Source organism: Oceanobacillus timonensis, from assembly GCF_900166635.1.
In the GTDB taxonomy this organism is placed as follows: domain Bacteria; phylum Bacillota; class Bacilli; order Bacillales; family Amphibacillaceae; genus Oceanobacillus; species Oceanobacillus timonensis.
This window is the reverse complement of sequence record NZ_LT800497.1, coordinates 1,108,931-1,127,451: the sequence shown is the minus strand read 5'-3', so window position 1 is coordinate 1,127,451 and position 18,521 is coordinate 1,108,931. Positions and strand designations below refer to the sequence as shown.

Annotated in this window: 14 protein-coding genes; 3 read left to right on the top strand and 11 right to left on the bottom strand. The window is 40.4% G+C overall.

From position 1 onward, the window contains the following. Positions 1 to 2: 2 nt before the first annotated feature. The 10 genes from B7E05_RS05480 to ilvD form a co-directional block, all read right to left on the bottom strand. The gene (locus tag B7E05_RS05480) at positions 3 to 935 is read right to left on the bottom strand and encodes an ABC transporter ATP-binding protein (protein ID WP_080873149.1); all 933 of its coding nucleotides are present in this window, start codon (positions 933 to 935) and stop codon (positions 3 to 5) included. Continuing rightward, entirely contained in the window at positions 922 to 1,932 is a 1,011-nt protein-coding gene (locus B7E05_RS05475) for an ABC transporter ATP-binding protein (RefSeq protein WP_080873148.1), read from the bottom strand. Before B7E05_RS05475 ends, B7E05_RS05480 begins: the two co-directional genes overlap by 14 nt. A gap of 842 nt (positions 1,933 to 2,774) precedes the next feature. Continuing rightward, positions 2,775 to 3,791, bottom strand: coding sequence for a threonine ammonia-lyase (ilvA, locus tag B7E05_RS05470; protein WP_080873147.1), 1,017 nt, complete (start codon positions 3,789 to 3,791; stop codon positions 2,775 to 2,777). A gap of 76 nt (positions 3,792 to 3,867) precedes the next feature. Continuing rightward, positions 3,868 to 4,449: a 3-isopropylmalate dehydratase small subunit gene (gene leuD / locus B7E05_RS05465; protein WP_080873146.1), complete on the bottom strand. Its 582-nt coding sequence runs from the start codon at positions 4,447 to 4,449 to the stop codon at positions 3,868 to 3,870. Between the two features lie 17 nt (positions 4,450 to 4,466). Next, a complete protein-coding gene (gene leuC, locus B7E05_RS05460) occupies positions 4,467 to 5,873 on the bottom strand; it encodes a 3-isopropylmalate dehydratase large subunit (protein ID WP_080873144.1) in 1,407 nt (468 codons plus the stop codon). A 51-nt stretch (positions 5,874 to 5,924) separates the two neighbouring features. Beyond that, complete coding sequence (leuB, locus tag B7E05_RS05455) at positions 5,925 to 7,031, bottom strand: 3-isopropylmalate dehydrogenase (RefSeq protein WP_080873142.1); 1,107 nt, start codon at positions 7,029 to 7,031, stop codon at positions 5,925 to 5,927. A gap of 165 nt (positions 7,032 to 7,196) precedes the next feature. Next, complete coding sequence (gene ilvC, locus B7E05_RS05450) at positions 7,197 to 8,234, bottom strand: ketol-acid reductoisomerase (protein WP_080873140.1); 1,038 nt, start codon at positions 8,232 to 8,234, stop codon at positions 7,197 to 7,199. 35 nt (positions 8,235 to 8,269) lie between these two features. Next, positions 8,270 to 8,797 carry an acetolactate synthase small subunit gene (gene ilvN, locus B7E05_RS05445; RefSeq protein ID WP_080873137.1) on the bottom strand — a complete coding sequence of 176 codons (528 nt, stop codon included), beginning with the start codon at positions 8,795 to 8,797 and terminating at the stop codon, positions 8,270 to 8,272. Continuing rightward, the gene (gene ilvB / locus B7E05_RS05440; RefSeq protein ID WP_080873134.1) at positions 8,794 to 10,515 is read right to left on the bottom strand and encodes a biosynthetic-type acetolactate synthase large subunit; all 1,722 of its coding nucleotides are present in this window, start codon (positions 10,513 to 10,515) and stop codon (positions 8,794 to 8,796) included. The genes ilvN and ilvB overlap by 4 nt, the downstream gene beginning before the upstream one ends. A gap of 820 nt (positions 10,516 to 11,335) precedes the next feature. Beyond that, entirely contained in the window at positions 11,336 to 13,021 is a 1,686-nt protein-coding gene (gene ilvD / locus B7E05_RS05435) for a dihydroxy-acid dehydratase (RefSeq protein ID WP_080873132.1), read from the bottom strand. A 505-nt stretch (positions 13,022 to 13,526) separates the two neighbouring features. On the opposite strand from ilvD, the gene B7E05_RS05430 reads away from it, so the two are divergent. Together B7E05_RS05430 and serA are read left to right on the top strand one after the other, a co-directional pair. Continuing rightward, complete coding sequence (locus B7E05_RS05430) at positions 13,527 to 14,684, top strand: pyridoxal-phosphate-dependent aminotransferase family protein (RefSeq protein ID WP_080873130.1); 1,158 nt, start codon at positions 13,527 to 13,529, stop codon at positions 14,682 to 14,684. A gap of 3 nt (positions 14,685 to 14,687) precedes the next feature. Then, on the top strand, positions 14,688 to 16,274 hold the full coding sequence (gene serA, locus B7E05_RS05425; protein WP_080873128.1) for a phosphoglycerate dehydrogenase: 1,587 nt from the start codon (positions 14,688 to 14,690) through the stop codon (positions 16,272 to 16,274). A 118-nt stretch (positions 16,275 to 16,392) separates the two neighbouring features. Here serA and B7E05_RS05420 read toward each other — a convergent pair whose 3' ends face one another. Further along, positions 16,393 to 17,172, bottom strand: coding sequence for an HAD family hydrolase (locus B7E05_RS05420; RefSeq protein ID WP_080873126.1), 780 nt, complete (start codon positions 17,170 to 17,172; stop codon positions 16,393 to 16,395). A gap of 138 nt (positions 17,173 to 17,310) precedes the next feature. Between B7E05_RS05420 and B7E05_RS05415 the strand changes: the two genes are divergently transcribed. Further along, a complete protein-coding gene (locus tag B7E05_RS05415; RefSeq protein ID WP_080873124.1) occupies positions 17,311 to 18,405 on the top strand; it encodes a branched-chain amino acid aminotransferase in 1,095 nt (364 codons plus the stop codon). The last annotated feature ends 116 nt before the right edge of the window (positions 18,406 to 18,521 follow it).

Here is an 18,521-nt window from a genome sequence, read left to right as displayed (position 1 = left end):
CATCAACCTTTCTCTGGCAAAGCAACTTTATGCGTATCTGAAACAGACTGAAGATTGAATGCTAAACCATGATTGTCAAAGTAATCATTATAAAAATTGCGGTATTCATCGGCCACTTCTCGACGAAATTTAAATTGCTCTTCACGATTTTCGGGGTTGATATCCGGAATGGCAGCAATTAAACGTTTCGTATATATATGTTGCGGATTTTCAAAGATATCTTTAGTGCTTCCCTGCTCCACATACCTGCCTTTATACATGATCGAAATATTGTCACACATATGCTTTACAATTCCTAAATCATGGCTGATAAATAAATAAGTCAGGTTAAATTCATTTTGAATATCCTTTAAAAAATTCAATACCTGAGCCTGAACAGATACGTCCAAAGCAGATACAGGTTCATCCGCAATAATCAGCTTGGGTTTTAATGCAATCGCCCGAGCAACTCCAATACGCTGCCTTTGTCCGCCAGAAAATTCATGTGGATACTTAAAAATGCTATCAGCACTCACATTAACAATATCTAATAGTTCCTGTACTCGTTTTCTTTCTTCTTTTTTTGATAATTTTTCAAAATTTCGAAGCGGTTCTGCAACAATATCCAGCACCCTTTTTCTCGGATTCAATGAAGAATAAGGATCTTGAAAAATCATTTGCACATCTTTTCGAAATTGTTTATTTTTGGTTTTTCCTGCTGTAATATCTTTTCCTTCAAAAGAAATCTGCCCTGCAGTTACATCTTCTAAGCCGATAATCGCCCGGCCTGTGGTCGATTTTCCAGAACCGGATTCACCTACTAACCCATAGGTTTTCCCCTGCTCCATTTCAAATGATACCCCATCAACAGCTTTGATATGATCGACAGTCCGATTTAAAATGCCCCCTTTTATCGGAAAGTAAACTTTTAAATCTTTCACCTCAAGAAACGCCATTTCGATGTTCCTCCTTATCCTGCTCCGGAATATAAAAATGTTTATAGCATGTACACCTTACAAAGTGTCCAGGCTTTGCTTCATGCAGAACGGGATTTTTTTCATGAGCAGAACTATCTATCCAAGGAATACGTGCTGCAAAACGGCAACCCTCTCTTGGTAAATTTTTCAGCGAAGGAACAACTCCTTGTATAACATGCAGCTTGTCCTGCCCCTCTGTCGGTACAGAATTTAATAAAGATCTTGTATAAGGGTGCAGTGGATTGGAAAACAATTTCTCTACAGGTGCAATTTCTACAATTTGCCCTGCATACATCACTGCTACACGATCAGCCATTTCCGCAACAACCCCTAAATCATGCGTAATTAAGATGATTCCTGCATGTATTTTTTCTTTTAATTCACGAATCAAATCCAAAATTTGTGCCTGGATGGTTACATCCAAAGCAGTTGTCGGCTCATCTGCAATTAACAGCTCTGGATCATTTGCAATTGCGATTGCTATAATAATCCGCTGTCTCATTCCACCTGATAGTTCGTGAGGAAACTGCTCATAGACTCGTTCCGGCTTTGGAATACCAACTAAATCCAGAAGTTCAATTGTACGTTTTTTTCGCCGATGTTGTCCCAATTTCTTATCATGCAAAAATAAAGTTTCTTCAATTTGTCTGCCGATTGGCATCAGTGGATTTAACGCAGTAAGCGGGTCTTGGAAGATCATCGACATCTCATTGCCACGTATTTTATTCAACTTTGTTTTTGACATATCAATCATATTTTGATTGTTTAATCGTATTTCTCCTTCGATTTTCGCCCGGTTGTGCAAACGCATAATGGAAAATGCTAAAGCACTTTTACCAGAACCAGACTCTCCGACAATGCCCAATACTTCATTTTTATTCAACGTCAGTGTGACATCATCCACTGCTGCGTAATATTCATCCTCCATACGAAAAGATGTCTTCAGGTTTTTAATCTGTAAAAGTTCATTGTTCAACTTGCATCCCCCTTCCTTGGATTGTCTGCTCTGCTCTCTATGCCGTATATACTTCATTATGAAAAATATCCACTTTTATTTTCATAATATTCAGATGATAAAATATAAACCATTTCTGAATAAAAAATGCATACACAGTCTTTCATTCTATAAAAACTTGCGCATACACAAATATCCTCCAAGCTCAGCTCACTTGCAACCATCTTTCTACATTCATGATTTTTAGAAATCACCTATGATATATATTCAGTGCATCGATTAAGCAATTTATTCTATCTTGTAAAATAGTATGTAAAAACATACAGGAGTATTATTGCTGTTGTTATTTTTCTGAAAATTGTCTTTAAATAATTATGCTTATTTATCACTTTATCACAATAAAATCTATACCATTTTCGCTTTTTTGAAGCTCGTCTAAAATATTGCAATTTTATTTCAAAAATTTGAAATCGAAAAATTATCGTAAACAAATCTTAATGTACTTTGAAATTATAGTTTATAAACAGGGATAAATCAATAGGTTTTCATAAAAATTGCGATTGGAAGCTGTATACATATTTTCCTTTATATCATGAAACTCCTTTAAAATCAGCGATTATTCCATTAATTTACTGAAAAAATATTTTAAATTTTTTCATTTCCTCCTCTTTATAACGTGTCGTTTTATCGTTGATTATATATAATCATTTCTCTCATTTTACATATATTAGAAAAATAAAAATGATATAAGAGAATTTGGTGTGCACGTCTGCAGTAAAGGTGTCAGCTTTCTCAGCTGACAAAAAAACACAAAAAACTTCATCCAATGAGGAATTTTTCTCCTCACTGAATGAAGCTTTGTTTTATAAAGCAACGTATGATTTTACTTTTTTTGGTTTATACTTTTCGGATAACTCTTGAATTCGCTGCATGTTCCCGATATCGAGGTTTCCACCACTCACGATGACTCCGCAATGTCTAGAACGAAGCTGGTGATGATGTGCGAATAAGGCTGCCAGCGCAGCTGCCCCGGCTCCTTCCATCAATGTTTTATTCCGTTCAAGCATATAAATAATCGCTGCAGCAATTTGTTCATCATTGACAGTGATAATATCATCCACATATTCCCGGATGATTGGCAGTGTATGCTTTCCAGGTTCCTTTACAGCAATTCCTTCTGCGATTGTATCTACCTGCGTCCATTTTTTTACCTGTTTGGTCCGGTAGCTGTCATAAATAGCCGCTGCTCCTTCAGCCTGTACCCCAATCACTTTGATATTTCGATTGATATGCTTGGCCGCTACTGCAATTCCGCTAATTAATCCGCCGCCGCCAATGGGTACTAAAATCGTATCTATCCGATCCTCCTGGCGCAGCATTTCCATCGCCATCGTACCTTGACCGGCCATAATATCATGATCATCAAATGGATGGATATAAGTCGCGCCGGTCTTCAGCTGATGCTCCAATGATGCCTGGTAAGCTTCCTGAAAACTTTCTCCTGTCAGGATAACGTCTGCGCCATAGTTTCTGGTTGCATTTACTTTCGCAAGCGGAGTTCCTTCTGACATAAATATCGTTGCTTTCACACCTAATTTCGATGCTGCATGCGCCACTCCCTGGGCATGATTCCCGGCTGACGCTGTAATCACACCGTTCTCAAGTTCTTCATCTGTCATTTGCATCAGTTTGTAACTTGCGCCCCGAAACTTAAATGCACCGGTTTTTTGCTGATTTTCCATTTTACAATACACATGTTTCCCTACTAATTCATCGGTTGTATGCGATGTTAGCAGTGGTGTTTGATGAACAATTGGCTTTAACTTCTTCCATGCTTGATATACTTTTTCACCAGTTAAGCGATCCCCAAGTGAATCCACTCTCCTTCAATCCTTTGACAAATTTTATTTTTTATCTATCTTTTTATCTTCTCATATTTTATGCTAATTATCATCTTTAAGCACGTTTTTCTTCAAATGCCTGAATAACATCTTCTTCTAACAGCGTTAGGGCAATATCATCCCAGCCATTCAGCAGCTTTTCCTTATGATATGCCGGGATATCAAACGATACAACCGCACCGTCCGCATCTGTAATTTCCTGTTTTTCTAAATTGACATCCAGCGTTAAGCCCTGCTCTGCTTTCTTCATCCACTGTTGAACTTGTTCTTCATTCATCTTAATAACTAATATGCCATTTTTCAACGAATTATTATAAAAAATATCCGCAAAATCTGGTGCGATGATTACTTTAAATCCGTAATCTTCCAATGCCCATGGTGCATGCTCGCGGGATGAACCGCAACCGAAATTATCTCCTGCCAATAAAACCGTAGCATTTTCATATTTCGGCTGATTTAAAACAAAGTCATCACGTAAATTTCCGTCATCGTCAAAACGCCAATGGAAAAATAAGAATTCGCCAAATCCTGTACGTTCAATCCGTTTTAAAAATTGTTTCGGAATAATCTGATCTGTGTCCACGTTACTGCGATTCAATGGAGCAGCAATTCCTTTATGCTCTTTAAAAGCTTCCATCCTAAATTCCTCCTAGCTTAGCTTGGTACTCCGACAAATTGTCTCACATCTACAAAATGCCCTTCAATTGCCGCTGCTGCTGCCATCTCCGGACTTACCAGATGCGTACGTGCGCCATTTCCCTGTCTTCCTTCAAAGTTACGGTTGGATGTGGAAGCACATCTGCCGCCAGCAGGAACAATATCGTCATTCATTCCCAGACACATACTGCAACCTGAATTTCTCCACTCAAATCCTGCTTCTTTGAAAATTCTATCCAGTCCAATTTCCTCGGCCTGTTGTTTTACTAAGAATGATCCAGGAACCACCATCGCTTTAATACCATCTTTTACTTTTTTGCCTTCTACAATTTTCGACGCTTTTTTCAAATCTCCTAAGCGGGAATTGGTACAAGACCCGATAAATACATGGTCAATCTCGATAGATGTGATCGGCTGATTTTCTTCCAAATCCATATAAGTCAATGCGCGTTCTACTTCATCAGGAAAATCTGCATCTGCAATTGTTGGTGTTGCAGCATTCACCGGTACAACCATTCCCGGGTTTGTTCCCCAGCTTACTTGCGGTTCAATTTCTTCTGCATAAATGGTTACTGTGTGATCATACTCTGCGCCTTCATCTGTTGCTAGAGCCAGCCACTCTTCTGCTAAAGCGTCAAAAGCTTCTCCTTCGGGAACCATTTCCCGGCCGCGCAAGTATTCAACGGTTGTTTCATCCGGACTGATTAAACCAGCCCGAGCACCAGCTTCAATGGACATATTACAAACTGTCATTCGTTCTTCCATCGTTAAGTTACGAATCGCTTCTCCCGTATATTCCATCACATATCCTGTTCCAAAACGGACCCCGAATTTTGCAATAATCGCCAGAATCAGGTCTTTTGCTGTTACGCCTACACCTAAATCACCGACGACTTGCACATTCAATGTTTTCGGTTTATCTTGCCAGATGGTCTGTGTTGCCAGAACATGTTCTACTTCACTCGTTCCAATCCCAAAAGCAAATGCACCAAAAGCTCCATGGGTGGATGTGTGACTATCTCCGCAAACAATTGTTTTTCCCGGTTGGGTCAACCCTAATTGCGGTCCAATCACATGCACAATTCCTTGATCAGGATGATACATATCAGCCAATTCCACACCAAAGTCTGCACAATTCTTTTTTAAAGCTTCCATTTGTTTTTTAGAAATTTCGTCTTTCATATTTTCCCGATTGATCGTCGGAACATTGTGATCCATTGTAGCAAAGGTTAAATCAGGACGTCTTACCTTTCGTCCATTTAATCTTAAACCTTCAAACGCCTGCGGAGACGTTACCTCATGAACAAGATGCTGGTCAATATAAATAAGAGCGGGTTTGCCTTCCTCTTCTTTTACAACATGCTTATTCCAAATTTTTTCAAATGCTGTCAAAGCCTTTCCCAATTTCTACACCTCCGAAACGGTATATAGTGTTTGCCTAATACCAGAATTTCTTTATACATAAGAGCTACAAATTGAATCAGAAATACACTTCGTCGTTAAATTTTCGATAATCGCTTCTGTTATTTCATCTGTACTCATTTGCTTTCCTTCTTTTATATTTAAATCTGATGTGTGATAGCCTTGTTCCAGGCAATCCGTCACTGCTGCTTCAATCGCTTTTGCTTCTTCCTGCATTCCGAGAGAATACTCCAGCATCAAAGCCGTCGATAATATCATGCCGATTGGGTTCGCGATCCCTTTTCCTGCAATATCTGGAGCTGAACCGTGGACCGGTTCATACATGCCTAAACCGTCTGCACGGACACTTGCTGATGGAAGCATCCCGAGAGAACCTGTCAGTACAGAAGCTTCATCGCTTAAAATATCACCGAATAAATTCTCTGTTACGACTACATCAAAACCGCTTGGGTTCGTAATCAGCTTCATCGCAGCAGCATCTACCAGCACATGCTCCACTTCCACATCTGGATAATCAGCAGCTTTTTCATTCACGATTTCTCTCCAGACACGACTGGATTCCAACACATTTGCTTTATCCACAGAGGTTAGATGCTTATTACGAATTTGTGCAGATTCAAAACCTTTTTCTACGATTCTTTCAATTTCATGTCTGGAATATGCCAGTGTATCTACTACATCTTCTCCATTGTTTCGGCGTTCGCTAGGTTCGCCAAAGTACAAACCGCCAGTTAGTTCACGGACAATCATCATATCAGATTCTTTGACGATTTCTTCTTTTAAAGGAGACGCATGCAAAAGGGACGGGAATGTTTTAACCGGACGCAGGTTGGCGAATAATCCCAATCCTTTGCGAATCCCCAATAATCCTTTTTCAGGTCTGAATTCCGGCGGTTGATTATCCCACTTTGGCCCGCCGACTGAACCGAGTAAAACAGCATCCGCATCTTCACATGCATGAAGTGTATCATCCGGTAATGGTACACCATAACGGTCAAGAGCATCTCCGCCAATCGCGCACTCCTGGAGAGTAAAATCATGATGATATTCACTTTCAATTGCCGCGAGTACTTTCTTTGCTGATTCCATTATTTCTTTGCCGATTCCATCTCCAGGCAACAGGACGATTTTCTTTTCCATTATTTTATCTCCTTTTTTACTCGTGAACGAGCTGTTTAATCATATTTTTACACAGCAGCGTTTTACCGCTTGAACATACCTATTTGGTTAAAGCCCGCAGAACAATTTATACTGTTCTGCGGTCCATAATTAATTGCTATTTTTTAATTCGCTATACTAAAGCACTTAGCTTTGGGCAGATGCTTTTTCATTTTTTTCTGATTCATCATTAATTGGTTTTTTAACGAATGGCATTAAAGCACGTAATTCTCTACCTACAACTTCAATTTGATGTTGATTTTCACGGCGGTTAATGGCATTAAATTGCGGACGGCCAGTTTGGTTTTCAGAGATCCAGTCTTTCGCAAATTTACCAGTTTGAATTTCAGAAAGGATATCTTTCATACGTTCTTTTGTTCCGTCATCCACAATACGCGGACCAGATACGAAATCTCCCCATTGTGCTGTATCAGAGATAGAATAACGCATGTTTTCCAATCCACCTTCGTATAGAAGATCAACAATCAATTTTAATTCGTGTAAACATTCAAAGTATGCAATTTCCGGTTGATATCCCGCATCCGTTAATGTTTCGAATCCTGCTTTTACAAGTGCAGTAGCTCCGCCGCATAATACAGCCTGTTCTCCAAATAGATCTGTTTCTGTTTCTTCCTGGAAGCTTGTTTCCAGTATGCCTGCTCTTGCTGCACCAATTCCATAACAATAAGCAAGTGCCACGTCTGTTGCATTTCCAGTGTGATTTTGTTTCACTCCGTATAATGCCGGTACGCCTGCGCCTTCTTCAAATGTGCGTCGCACAAGGTGTCCAGGTCCTTTAGGTGCTGCTAAGAAAACATCTACGTTGGATGGAGGGACGATTTGCGTGAAATGAATATTAAAACCGTGAGCGAATGCCAGTGCATTGCCTTCTTGCAAATTATCCTTGATGCTTTCTTGATATACTTGCGGCTGCAGTTCATCCGGAAGTAATACCATCACAACATCCGCCTGCGATGTTGCTTCAGCTACGGAATATACTTCAAAGCCGTCTGCTTCAGCTTTTTGCTGTGATTTTCCCGGACGTAAACCAATGACAACATCAAAACCGGAATCTCTTAAGTTCATAGCATGTGCATGCCCTTGGGAACCATATCCGATGATTGCAATTTTCTTATCTCTTAGTACCTCGTTATTAATATCCTTGTTGTATAATACTTTTGCCATAATGTAATCTCCCTCTCTATCTTTGTCTTTTTTTATTATCCATGAGCTGAAATATTGTTTTGCTCATTAAAACCTTGTTCAGGTTGATAACCTCTTGGAAATGCTGTTAATCCTGTTTTTGTTAAATCTTTAATGCCATATGGTCTGAGTAACCCAATCAGTGCATCGACCTTTTCCGGTTTCCCGGTAACCTGAATCATCAGGCTTTCTTTACTGATATCAATCACATCTGCACGGAATGCAGATATTAATGTCATAATCTCAGCTCTGGTCTGGTTCGTTGCAACTACTTTTACTAAAGCGAGTTCTCTCGTCACAATTGCTTTTTCAGTGACATCCAAAACTTTAATCACATCAATTTGTTTATTCAGCTGCTTCGTTAACTGCTCTAATTTCTGTTTATCAGAAATTTCGACAACAAATGTCATTTTGGAAATACCTTTTACGTCCGAAGCGCCGACTGAAATACTTTCAATATTGAACTGCCGTTTGTGCAGCATGCCGGTAATTCTGTTTAACACCCCGCCACGGTCTTGCACCGTGGCAATGATTATCCGTTTCATTTTGTCACCCCAATCATTTCATGCATCCCTTTACCAGGTGCGATCATCGGATAGACACAAGTCTCTCTGTTAACACGACAGTCAATAACAACTGGACCATCATGAGATAAAGCTTCATTCAGAGCTTCGGGAACATTTTCTTCATCCGATACGCGCATCCCTTTAATTCCATAACTTTCTGCAAGCTTTACAAAATCAGGGTTTTCTGAAAATAAGGAGTGCGAATAACGTTCCTCATAAAATGTTTCCTGCCATTGTCTCACCATTCCAAGTGCCTCATTGTTCAGGATAACCACTTTTACCGGCAAGTTTTGTGATTTCAAGATAGAAAGTTCCTGTAATGTCATTTGAAAACCGCCGTCTCCAACGATGGATACAACCATCTTCTCCGGTTTCGCGATTTGTGCACCGATTGCAGCCGGGAAGCCAAAGCCCATTGTACCGAGCCCGCCGGACGTTACCCAATTATTCGGATTTTTGAAAGTGTAGAACTGTGCTGCCCACATCTGATGCTGCCCGACATCTGTTGTCACCACGGCTTCTCCATTTGACTTTTCATATACTTGCTCAATGAGCCATTGTGGACTGATTGGATTATCACCACGGTTATACCATAACGGATATTCTTTTTGATTTTTCTTGGTTTTATCTAACCACGCTGTATAATCTCCGCGGTTTACTTCCTGCTGCAGAAGTACCGACAGTGCTTGTTTGGCATCTGCAACAATCGGAATAGCTGTTTCAACGTTCTTTCCAATTTCTGCCGGGTCAATGTCGATATGAGCTACTTTTGCGTTTGGAGCAAAATGCTGCAGGTTCCCAGTCAACCGATCATCAAATCGTGCTCCAATATTGATAAGCAAATCACTTTCATAGATGGCTCTGTTTGCTGCGTAGGTTCCATGCATCCCGCCCATACCAAGTGCTAAATTGTCATTTCCAGGGTAACTTCCAAGTCCAAGTAAGGTGGTAACAACTGGGATCTCCCAATTATTAACAAATTGTTTTAACTCTTCTGTTGCCCCCGCAATCAGGATACCTGCCCCAGCGAGGATAACTGGCTTTTCTGCTTTACTTAATTCTGTTGTTACTTTAGAAATTTGCATCGGGTTTGGATAAACCGTCGGCTGATAACCTGGTAAATAAAAGTCATCTTCATAATCATTAATCGTTACGGTTTCGGAAATACTTTTCGGAATATCAATAACGACCGGTCCGGGTCTGCCTGTTGTTGCAACATGAAATGCCTCATTAACAACTCTCGGTAAGTCCGCAATATCATTTATTTGATAATTATACTTCGTAATCGGTGTCGTAATCCCCATTACATCTGCTTCCTGAAAAGCGTCTGTTCCGATAACCTGCTCCGCAACCTGCCCGGTGAATACAACCAGCGGAAGTGAATCCATCATAGCATCGGTAATTCCGGTAATTAAGTTCGTTGCTCCCGGACCTGAGGTTGCGATAACAACGCCGGGTTTTCCTGATACTCTTGCATATCCTTCCGCCGCATGTATGGAGCCTTGCTCATGTCGCGAAAGTACATGCTTGAAATTGGTATCGTTTCGATGCAATGCATCATAAATCGGTAAAACAGTTCCCCCCGGGTAACCAAAAACAACTTCAACACTTGCCTTTTCTAATGCCTGAACTAACAAATCAGCTCCTGTGACCAAATCATTCTTCACTTCCACTTCTTGATTTGCATTTACTTTCACAACAATGCCCCTCCTTTGTCTTTGGAAAATGTTACATAATAGGAATCTTTCGGGTGGATGTCTTCTTGTACGTATACAAATAAAAGTATATTATATTTCTTTATTTGCGAAAAAACTGAACCTTCCAACTAAACAAATTATTTTTTCATCATGCCGTGTGAATCTGTTTCATCATTTGGTTTATACAAAAAAAGACCCTTTTCGCCCCATGTACATGCTTTCTCATCATGTATGGGGCGAAAAGGATCTGCTTTTCACGGTACCACCCAGTTTTACAAAGTTCTCTCAAACTTTGCCTCCATAGCTGCAAGAGCTATATTTGATAACAGGTACATAGTCTTCTATGCACCCGGTCACATATAATTGGAATCTTCCTTTCCATGTGACACTCAGGGATGATGTCGGAAAAAGTAGCAATTCCGGGCTTCCAGCAACCCCGGATCTCTGTAAGAGCTATTCGTCTTTTCCTTTTTTCCCGTCAACGTATTATTTTAATTTAAAAGTTTTTGTGTGAATAAATATCTTATATTGCGAACAATCATATCTTGTTTCCGTATGATAGTCAATAGTATTTTGTAATTTTTTTAATAATTCTATTTAGTCTGATTTTATGTATGCGTTTACATCACTGTTGTGCACCATAATCCATTTTTTTATTAAAATTAGATTACAAACTTTGTTTCCATTTGATAACTCAAGAAGCGTCCTATCTTATTTGGTTGAATTTGGAAATGACTATCCCAAATATATTTTTAAAAAGAAAAGCCTCCATCAGGGAGAATGTTTCCTGATGGAGGCTTTTGATATATTTAGTATACTTTTAGTCACGGTTCAAGTAATCTGTTACAGCACCTTTGGAGGAGCATTTTACGTTATGTGCGTATTTGCCCAGAATACCTTTTTTATACAATTCTGGTGCGCTCCAAGCTTGAAGGCGCTTGTCCAGTTCTTCATCAGAAAGGTCCACAAAGATTTCTTTCGTAGATGAATCAATGGTGACACTATCCCCTTCCTCAAGAAGTGCAATAGGCCCGCCGGATTGTGCTTCTGGCGAGATATGTCCTACTACCAATCCGTGGGTACCGCCGGAAAAGCGTCCATCTGTCAGCAGCGCTACGGATTCTCCCATTCCTTTACCTACCAGAATACTAGAAATAGAAAGCATTTCCGGCATTCCTGGTGCGCCTTTAGGTCCTACATAACGGATAATAAGTACATCGCCGTCTTTGATGTCATTATTCATCACGGCTTTGGTTGCTTCTGCTTCGGTATCAAATACACGTGCCGGCCCGGTATGTCTGGTTACTTTCACGCCGGAAACTTTTGCCACTGCACCTGTTGGGGAAAGATTCCCTTTTAAAACGATCAACGGTCCGTCTTCTCTTTTCGGTTCGTCTAAAGGCATGATTACCTTCTGCCCTTCTTTTAATGACGGAGCATCTTCTAAATTCTCTTTGATCGTTTTTCCGGTTACGGTCAAACAGTCACCATGCAGGTAGCCATTTTCATAAAGCAGCTTCATAACTGCTTGCACACCGCCAACATTATGAAGATCCTGAAAAACGAACTGGCCGCTCGGCTTTAAGTCAGCCAAATGCGGTACGTTTGCCTGAAGACGGTTAAAGTCATCAATAGTCAAGTCTACCTCTGCTGCATGAGCGACTGCCAACAAGTGCAGAATCGCATTTGTAGAACCGCCAAGCGCCATTACAACAGTAATTGCATTTTCAAAGGCTTCTTTTGTCATAATATCTTTTGGATAAATACCTTTTTCCAATAATGTTTTCATTGCTTCTCCGGCTGCTTCCACATCCTTCAGTTTCTCCTGTGATTCTGCCGGATTCGAAGCACTTCCCGGTAAACTCAAGCCCATTGCTTCTGCTGCAGAGGCCATCGTATTTGCCGTATACATGCCGCCGCATGCTCCTGCACCTGGACAGGCATGACATTCAATGCGGTTCAATTGCTTATCATCAATTTTCCCGGCATTATTCTGTCCAACACCTTCAAATACGGAAACAAGATCAATATCTTTTCCGTCAAGATTTCCTGGTGCAATCGTGCCGCCATATACAAAGATGGATGGAACTTCGGCATTAGCGATGGCAATCATACAGCCAGGAATATTTTTATCACAAGCACCGATTGCAACAAGCCCGTCCAAGTTCTCTGCACCGACAACGGATTCAATAGAATCAGCAATCAAATCTCTACTTGGTAGAGAGTAGCGCATTCCTTGCGTACCCATGGAAATGCCGTCTGACACCGTAATCGTGTTAAAAATTAACGGTACACCGTCCACTTTCCGTACACCTTTTTTCGCAACTAACGCTAAATCATTCAGATGTATATTACACGGCGTTACCTCCGCCCATGTACTGGCCACACCGACCATCGGCTTTTTAAAATCTTCATCGGTAACACCGACTGCACGCAGCATAGCCCGGTTTGGAGCACGCATCGTGCCATCAAAAGCTTTACTCTTTGTTCTTAAATCTTTCCCCATTTTTTACACCTTCCTTTTCGACTATTATAGGTATAATATTCGCATAGTTCAATTTATTTATTGTTTTTATTTTTTTAAATATGTCAAAAATCGCGAATTTCCCTGTAATCAATTCCATTGTATCAAGATTCGACAGCTACTATCGGATATTCTTTGATTTATTATTCAGATTTAATAAGCATCTTTATATTGACATTACATTTGATGTTGCTATATTGGTAAGAAATACTTTTCATATGAATCTCCATTTTTTAATCGGTTTATGTTAAAATATCCGTATGTTATTATATAACAATTATCAAACATCCGCTTTTAAGAAACGTAAATCCCTGAAATCACATAAAAAACAAATTATTGTTTGTTAATGGATTGAATCATTTTTATTCCATACCATTTCGTTTTATGATAAGGGGATACATTCATTTTTATGAAAAGTAATGATTCTATGAAATAATGCCATCCAGGTATTTTTTTATAATATTTCATCTAAAAGGAGCTTCCAACCATGCTAAAAGATCAGCACATTTTAAGAATACCCGGTCCGAGTCCTATTCCGCCCAGTGTCGGGCGCGCAATGAACCAGACAATGATAGGTCATCGCGGAAAAGAGACGAAAGAATTACTGGAACGAATTCTGCCAAAGTTAAAGTCCGTATTTGGCACAGAACAGGATGTTATTCCTGTAGCCGGGAGCGGGACAGCAGGTTTAGAGATGGCTGTCAGTAATGCAGCACATCCAGGCGATGATGTTCTGGTTATTGTCAGCGGCGCATTCGGTGACCGTTTTGCTAAAATATGTGAAGCGTTTCAATTAAAATTGCACCGCATAGATGTTACGTGGGGAGATGCTGTTAACCCGCAAGATGTCCAAGATTATTTACAAGCTCATCCGGAAATCAAAGTTGTTTTTGCTACATATTGTGAAACGTCCACCGGTGTATTAAACCCCATCAAAACATTAGCGGAAACTGTACATGCACACTCGGACGCCCTTTTCATTGTAGACGGTGTATCCTGTCTTGGCGGCGTAGAAGCGAATATGGACAAATGGGGCGTGGATATATATGTGACAGGTTCGCAAAAAGCATTTATGCTGCCGGCGGGATTAATGTTTATTGCGGCTAGTGAGCGTGCCTGGAAAGTGATTGAAAATAATCCGCAGCCACGTTTTTATTTAGATATGCGTGTTTACCGGAAGAACTTAGAAAAATTATCCACCCCTTATACGCCGGCTCTTTCCTTGCTGTTTGGCCTGGAGCAGGTTTTGGATTTATTGGAAGAAGAAGGTCTGGATAACGTCAACCGTCGCCATATTTTGATGCGTGACATGACAAGAGCAGCGTTTAAAGCCTTGGATATTCCTTTATTAACAACAGAAGAAGATGCTTCGCCAACTGTAACAGCTGTTCATCCAACTGATTTTGACGCAGAGGCGTTACGTTCCGTTGTTAAAGAGCAGTTCAATCTGACATTAGCCGGCGGACAGCAGCATATGAAAGGTTCGGTTTTCCGCATCGGGCATATGGGATATTGCTCTCCAGCTGATGTACTGCAAACCATCAGTTTAATCGAAATTGGACTTATGAAAATTGGAAAAGACATACAACTTGGCAAAGGTGTTCAAGCTGCACAAGAAATTTATTTGCAACAGGAGGAAAAGTAACTCATGACATATCGTGTATTAATCAGTGATCCATTAAGTATTGAAGGAATTAAGCCATTAGAAGAAGCCGGCAATATGGAAATCACCAATAATCCAGGTTGGGATGAAGCAGAACTCATGGAAAACATTGAGCAATTTGACGCTTTATTAGTCCGCAGCCAGACCCAAGTCACACGCTCTTTATTGGAAAAAGCATCCCGTTTGAAAATTGTCGGACGTGCAGGCGTCGGGGTAGACAATATTGATTTGGATGCAGCGACGGAAAACGGCATTATCGTGGTGAACGCTCCAAACGGAAATACCAATTCTGCTGCGGAGCACACTATTGCCATGGTAATGTCCTTGTCCAGAAATATTCCGCAAGCTTTTCATTCTCTAAAACAAAAGAAGTGGGACCGCAAGCGCTTTGTCGGTACGGAATTAAAACAGAAAACATTGGGTATTGTCGGATTTGGAAGAATTGGTGCAGAGGTAGCAACACGGGCCAAAGGACAGCGAATGAATGTGATTGCATATGACCCCTTTTTAACGGATGAAAAAGCAGAGCAGATGGGGATAAAACGCGGTACGCTGGAAGAAGTCCTGCAAGCTGGTGATTTCATTACTGTCCACACGCCTTTATTAAAAGAAACAACACATTTAATTAACGCAGAAGCTTTCGAATTAATGAAAGAGGGCGTGCAAATTGTGAACTGTGCCCGTGGAGGTATTATTGATGAGGATGCTTTATATGATGCCATTCTTTCCGGAAAAGTTGCTGGTGCAGCATTGGATGTATTTGAACAGGAACCTTTTACCGACCATAAATTACTAACCTTGCCGGAAGTTGTTGCAACACCGCATTTAGGAGCAAGTACGGTAGAAGCGCAGGAAATTGTGGCAGTTGATGTCAGCCATGATGTCATCCGCTTTTTGGAAGGAAAAGCCGTACGCCATCCGGTAAATATGCCTTCCATTCCAAGCGAAGCCATGCATCAAATCGAACCCTATTTTTATCTAGCGGAGAAGCTGGGTACTTTTATTATCGATTTAGCAAATGAAGTGATTCAAGATATCCGCATCACGTTCTCAGGTGAATTAAGCGATATCGAAACAGGACCGGTCACCCGCAATGCTGTCAAAGGAATTTTGAAGCGTTTCCTGGGCAGTCGTGTCAATGATGTAAACGCCTTGTACTTGGCCGACCGTAAAGGAATTACAGTTAGCGAGAGCAAAACGGCCTCCCAAAAAGGATTTACTAACTTGATGACGATTGAAGTGAACGGACCTTCGGGAAATAGGAAAGTTTCCGGAACGTTATTAAACGGTCTTGGAGCACGCCTTGTTCGCATCGATGGCTATCAGGTTGATGCTACACCAGAAGGACATATGGTTGTCATCCGGCATAATGACCAGCCTGGTGTTATCGGCCGGATGGGAAGTGCGTTTGCAGAACACCAGATTAACATTGCAACCATGCAGGTAGACCGTTCTGATGTAGGCGGAAATGCCATTATGCTTCTGACCATTGACCGCCATTTAGAAGACAAAGCACTGGAAGAAATCGCATTATTGGATGAGATTCAATCTGTCATTGCGATTGATTTATAAAGACGAATTGAAAAACCGTTTGAACAAAGCTGGATGCAATGTTCAAACGGTTTTTGTATGTAATGGGCTATACCGGAACTGGTACTAAAAAGGCCTCCGCTTCATTGCCAATTGACGCTTACAGAATATCTTTTAATTCTTCCAATGATTTTATTTCATAACGCGGTTCAATGGCAGGGTCTTTTTCTGTTTCAAACCGATTTAACCAGACCGAATCAATCCCTGTCCGGTTCGCTCCGATTATATCTGTATGCAAATTATCCCCGACCATTACTGCATCTTCGGGATGAATTTCCAGCTTTTGCAGACAATAATGAAATATTTCCGGATCCGGCTTTCCTGTTCCGATATCTCCAGAAATAAATATTTCCTCAAAATAAGGCGCTAATTCCGGAGAGATTTGTAATTTAAGTTGCTGCAGGCTTGGAGAACCATTGGTTATCAAGGCAAGACGATAATTCTTCTTAAGCTCAGCAAGAACAGCGATTGCATCTGCAAATAAAAAAGGACTTTTGATTCGGTAATCACGAAAAGCCTGTGCAAGCTGCTTAGCTAGTTCTGGATCATCCATACCGGTATCTTTTAACCCCTCCTGCCAAGTTGTTTTCTGATATTCCGGAGCAATTTCACGAAGCTTTGCGAATCCTTCCCCGGGATCATTCTCAAAGGTGGCCCATAATCCCTCAAAGGGATTAATTCCGATTTTTTGTGTGAAAGGATAGGTCGGATAGGAAGCATACAATTTTCTTGCTCGCTGTCGGACATTTTCTTCTAATTTTTTCGGATCAATCCCTGCTTCCTTCTCCGCAAGCTGACATGTGAAATCAAATGCATGCTGTACGCTTTTTTTATCCCATAACAACGTATCATCTAAATCGAAAAATACCATTTTCTTCATTTTTTTTGCCCTCTTTTCCCTATTTTATTTGTCCTGTTTTCAGCATTTAATAAATTAATTTAAAATTTAGTCTTGATAAAATCTTTCATATGTCTTATGATAAATAGAAATTTAATCAATGGCAAGGAGACTTTTGATATGGAAGATCAAACTATTCGCGTACAACGATGTGAGACAAGAAAAGAAAAGCCACAGGATGATCAATTAACTTTCGGGAAAATTTTCACAGACCATATGTTTGTGATGGATTATTCCGAACCTTTCGGGTGGCATAATGCGAGCATTGTACCATATCAACCACTACAAATTGAACCTTCTGCAATGGTATTCCACTATGCACAGTCTGTTTTCGAAGGGTTAAAAGCCTATCGTACAGATAATGGAAACATTGAACTATTTCGTCCAGAGAAAAACATGGCACGTTTAAACAATTCGAACGATCGTTTATGTATCCCTCCGATTGACGAAGAATTTGCTTTAAAAGCAATTAAACAACTGGTTTCAATTGATCGTGATTGGGTACCGCACACAGAGGGTACATCGTTATATATTCGCCCTTTTATTATTTCTACAGAACCTTATATTGGCGTATCTGCTTCCGTAAGCTATAAGTTTTTAGTGATTTTATCACCGGTAGGCGCTTATTATAAAGAAGGAATTAATCCGGTTAAAATTGCAGTGGAAAATGAATTTGTCCGGACGGTAAAAGGCGGCATGGGAGAAGCGAAAACAGGCGGCAACTATGCAGCCAGCTTAAAAGCACAAGAACTGGTTGCAAAAACCGGCTATACACAAGTTCTTTGGTTAGACGGCATTGAGAAAAAGTATATTGAAGAAGTTGGAAGTATGAATGTTTTCTTCAAAATCAACGGTGAGGTGGTTACACCAAAACTGAATGGCAGCATTCTTTCTGGAATCACCCGTTCCAGTGTTATCGAATTATTACATTACTGGGACATTCCAGTCGTTGAAAAACGTATCTCGATGGAAGAATTGTATGAAGCCTATCTAAATGGAGAAGTGGAAGAAGCATTCGGTTCCGGTACAGCTGCAGTTATCTCCCCAATCGGAGAATTAAAATGGGGCGATAAGCAATTGTTTATCAATGACGGTCAGACCGGCGAAATTTCGAAAAAGCTGTACGATACAATCACTGGTATCCAGTACGGCCATATTGAAGATCCATTTAATTGGATGCAAAATATTGAAACAGAAAGCACAGTAAAACATTAATCCTTAAAAATCAGACCGGAGAGTACTCTCCGGTCTGATTTTTGTGTATGAACGGGATTCCTTTATCATACGCTAACGTTTGAAATCGTATATTTTTTATACGAAAATAGCTGCTA